Source organism: Armatimonas sp. (assembly GCF_964826245.1).
In genome coordinates this window covers 1-3,920 of sequence record NZ_CBAYMC010000330.1, presented here as the reverse complement: position 1 = coordinate 3,920, position 3,920 = coordinate 1, and the positions used below count along the sequence as shown (strand labels likewise).

Sequence of the window (3,920 nt, the reverse complement as noted above, 5' to 3'; positions counted from 1 at the left end):
CGCGCGGTGAGGCCGATGGCGACGGCGTAGCGCACACTGGGCTCGTCGGGGTAGGGGAGCTTGCTTCCCTTGCCGCTCAAGATCACCTCTAAACTCGGCAGCTCGCGGTAGATTTTCTTGTAGGCATCCAGCTCCGCCGCCGCCCCCTCACCGACCGCAGGGGCGATATCCAGCCGCGCTACAAAGAGCTTCCCCGCCAGCTCCCACGAGCGCGGCGATGGCCACGCGGGCTGCTGAGGATCGGGCTTGTGAAGCAGGCTAGGACGAAACGCCAGAAACGCAATGATCTCCTCGGTCACGCCGCGCTCCAGCGCCCAGGCCTTGAAGCTGTCCATGTCCGGCCCGACCGAGAGATGCAGAAAACGATTGGCCAGAGGCGCGGGCATCTCAAAGACCGCCGCCCGATCCTCCTTGCGGTTGCCCGCCGCCCAGATAAACCAGCCGTCGGGGACGGCATATGAGCCGACTTTGCGATCCAGAATCAGCTGCTGCGCGATCCCTTGCATCGTCGGCGGTGCCATGTTCAGCTCATCGAGAAAGAGAATCCCTCCGCGCCCCGACGTTTGCGGCAGAAACTCCGGCGCAAACCACCGGGAGACGCGGCTCTCGTGGTCGGGCACCGGCAGGCCGCGCAGGTCCGTGGGCGCAAGCTGCGAGAGGCGCACGTCCACAAAATCCAGCCCTTGGCTTGCCGCCACCTGGGCCACTATCGACGATTTACCCACCCCCGGCGGCCCCCAGAGCATCACCGAAAGAAAAAGCCGCTCGGCAACCAGCCGGTCTAAGTAGGTACGAAGCTCGCGTGGTGTCATACATTCATACTCCGCGAAATAGCTTCAGGACGGAACTCCCACCCCGGATCATCAAGCCGATTTTGCGCCGCCGCCCGCACGTAGCGGTTGCCGTCACGCTTGGGCTGGTGGAGAGTGGACGCACTTGTGCTGGCGCGGCACTTTCCCGTCCAAGGCTCGGTTGCTTCTCCGGCAAACGCGACGGGGTAGCGCCGCGCCAAGGCACGAAGCTCGTCGGGTGGTGTGTCGGGGTATGCGGTGCGCTCTTGAGGTGTCATTGTCTCTCTCCTACTCCCAGAACCGTTTCCAGGTATTCGGGTCCGCTTGGGCGGCACGTGCAGCGGCACGCACCCAGCGATGGGAGTCTTTGGCAATATAGGCACGAACGTCGGGATGGGTGCCTGGGTGGAGCGCCGCCGCTAGGCGCTCGTGCCACCAGAGATCAGGCTCTGAAAAACGAATCTGGCTGGCATCGTCCGCTCGTAGAAGAGCAAGGAAGGTAACAGAAGGAGGAAAGTAACAGAAGGAGGGAGGACTGGCGACCAAGCGTAGAAGAGCCCTTTGGCAGAGGGCAAGGCTGGCATCGTTGTGCCCTATCAACTTTTCTACTAGAGAGGAAAGTACGTTTCCTTGAGACTGCTCGACTTGCTCCTCAATAATGCTCATATCATAGTAAGAGATTTCTGTGTAGTAGCGTCCTGAGCGGAGTAAGTCCTGTGGGAAATTGGGGTGATTCCATATCGCATAGTACACTTTCCAGTAGTTACCGTCGTAGCGAAATGTTTTATACATCTCGATTAGAATTCGTAAGCGATCGGGGTGCTGGCCAGGATGCTGTGCTAACGTGAGCAACTCATCGCTGGTGAGCTGCTCTAGCTGACTGGCTTCGTGCTCGGTGGGAGCGGGTTCAGTAACATGGGGGTGGATGCGAGCTGTTTGGATTGGGCGTGGCAGGGGGCGCCAGCCCAGGCGCTGCGTGAGCCAGGAAGGGAGAGCCTCACACATATGCCAGTACTGCATCCACTTGTATTCCTGCGTCTCACACGCCGAGGAATACAAGGCATCTTTGACCTCGTCTATCCAGGAGTCATCTGCGTACTCCCCGTGCAAGCCGACATGGTACTGCGCTTCCTGTGCAACGAGGGCATCGTGGTGCTGAGAAAGCACATTGAGCACGAACTTCGGAGTCTCTTCCCACGAGAGCAGACGGTAGAGATTGCGGCCGTTCGCCATCCGAAATAGGTCAGGTGTCTCCATGAGGAGCAAAGGAAGGACGGGGTTTTGGAAGAGCTCGCGCCCGTGCCAGTGTGTGATCACTGTAACCAATGCTGCAGGGATATTGGGGTTGCCTGCGATCTTTTTTCGGATCTTGGAGCGATGCCATTCAGGGATGTGGCGAAGGTCGCGGTAGAGAGAAAACAGCGTCTCAAGACAGGTCGTGGGGGACTCGGCGAGCGCGATAGTTTCTTGAAGTGTCATGCTCAGACACTCCGGCGCGGGGCAGGAATCCGGAAAGTTTTTGACGAACGATTTGTCATGAAACTCAACTCTGTTCAACTTCAACAGATGCACGACGACGGCTATCTGGTGCTTAAAGGCATGGTGCCACGCGTGATGGTGGACGCGGCGCGGCAGGCGATTAACCATCATATGGGCGAGTATGGAATGCCCCCCGACGAGCTCAACACCTACCGGGCGCAGACCTACTGCCGCAGCATCACGCGTGAGCTTGTGCTCACCGATCTCTTCAACAAAACCCCGGTCTTTACCGCGTGTGAGCAGCTGGTGGGTGAGGGGAACTTACTGCTCGCCTCCAGCGCGCAGATTGCGCTGCGCTTTCCTCGCCCTGATACCGAGCCGCAGGAGCCACGAGGGCATATTGATGGCCAGGGAACGGGAACCAACGGCATCCCACGCGGGGAGTTTGCGCGGAGCTTCACGATGCTGGCTGTGGTGCTGCTCTCCGACTTGCCCAAGCCCTACTCAGGGAACTTCACGGTCTGGCCGGGGACGCACCGGCAGTTTGAGACGGTCTTCAAAGAGAAAGGCCCCGCCTATCTCGCGGATGGCATCGGTGCCGTCGAGCTGTGCTCCGAACCCATTCAGATCACGGGGGAGCCCGGCGATGTGGTCATCACGCACCATCAGCTCGTGCACACCGCCGTCGCCAACTCCTGCCCCGACATCCGCTACGCCGCCATCTTTCGGGGGAGCCATAAAGATGCTAAAGAGTTCGGCGTGGCAGCCATGACCGATATCTGGCGCGAGTGGTGCATCTCCCCAAACCCCTCTTCCGCGGCGGGAAGAGGGGCGTAAGCGAGGAACGAGCGCACGGGGAGATGGCTTACCAGGCGTAGGCTTCGGGGGCGGGGCCGCCTTTGCCGACGGGCGGGAAGATCTCATCGAGCTTCTTGAGGGTCTCGGCGGAGAGCTGGATCTCCAGCGCCCGCAGGCTACCGTCGAGCTGCGCCGTGTCACGCGGGCCGATAATCGGGGCGGTGACGATCTTATTGCTCAGGAGCCACGCCAGCGCGACATCGGCGGGTTTCTCACCCATGCCCGTGCAGAGCGCCTCCCAGGCGGTGATCTTAGCGGTCAGGGCTTCGTCGAGCTTGATCCCGGCGCGCCGTCCCTCGGTGGGCTTTTGCAAGATACCTCCCAGCAAGCCACCGCCGAGTGGGCTCCAGGGGATCAGCCCTAGCCCGTAGTGCTCGCAGGCGGGGATCACCTCGAGCTCTACCGTGCGGGCGTTGAGGTTGTAGAGGCTCTGCTCGCTGACAAGCCCAAGAAACTTGCGCTGCTTGGCGTTCTCTTGCGCGGCGGCGAGGTGCCAGCCGCCAAAGTTCGACGAGCCGATGTAGAGCACTTTCCCCTCGCGTACGAGCTGCTCCATCGCCTCCCAGCACTCGTCCCAAGGGCAGTCGCGGTCGATATGGTGCATCTGAAAAAGATCAATGTAGTCGGTCTGCAGGGCGCGTAGGCTATCCTCGCAGCCTTTTTTGATACGCAGCTTGGAGAGCCGTCCCTCGTTGGGCCAGTCGCCCACTTTGTTGTAGGCCTTGGTCGCCAAGACAACTTTCTCGCGGCGGCCACCGCCCTGCGCAAAGTAGTCGCCCATGATCTTCTCGG

The 3,920-nt window shown here is 60.7% G+C and carries 5 protein-coding genes; 1 reads left to right on the top strand and 4 read right to left on the bottom strand.

Annotation, left to right across the window (positions count from 1 at the left end; all coding sequences use genetic code 11):
* The 3 genes from AC1XOS_RS20805 to AC1XOS_RS20795 form a co-directional block, all read right to left on the bottom strand.
* The coding region (locus tag AC1XOS_RS20805) for an ATP-binding protein (RefSeq protein ID WP_481964127.1) at positions 1 to 812 on the bottom strand (812 nt) is incomplete at its 3' end.
* On the bottom strand, positions 809 to 1,069 hold the full coding sequence (locus tag AC1XOS_RS20800) for a hypothetical protein (protein WP_481964126.1): 261 nt from the start codon (positions 1,067 to 1,069) through the stop codon (positions 809 to 811). The genes AC1XOS_RS20800 and AC1XOS_RS20805, both read right to left, overlap by 4 nt.
* A 10-nt stretch (positions 1,070 to 1,079) precedes the next feature.
* Positions 1,080 to 2,270: a hypothetical protein gene (locus tag AC1XOS_RS20795; protein ID WP_481964125.1), complete on the bottom strand. Its 1,191-nt coding sequence runs from the start codon at positions 2,268 to 2,270 to the stop codon at positions 1,080 to 1,082.
* Between the two features lie 57 nt (positions 2,271 to 2,327).
* Here AC1XOS_RS20795 and AC1XOS_RS20790 point away from each other — a divergent pair, with 57 nt between their 5' ends.
* Positions 2,328 to 3,107 carry a phytanoyl-CoA dioxygenase family protein gene (locus AC1XOS_RS20790; protein ID WP_481964124.1) on the top strand — a complete coding sequence of 260 codons (780 nt, stop codon included), beginning with the start codon at positions 2,328 to 2,330 and terminating at the stop codon, positions 3,105 to 3,107.
* A 28-nt stretch (positions 3,108 to 3,135) separates the two neighbouring features.
* Here the strand turns inward: AC1XOS_RS20790 and AC1XOS_RS20785 are convergent.
* Positions 3,136 to 3,920, bottom strand: a 785-nt coding sequence (locus AC1XOS_RS20785; RefSeq protein ID WP_481964123.1) for an aldo/keto reductase, incomplete at its 5' end; no start/stop codon positions are given.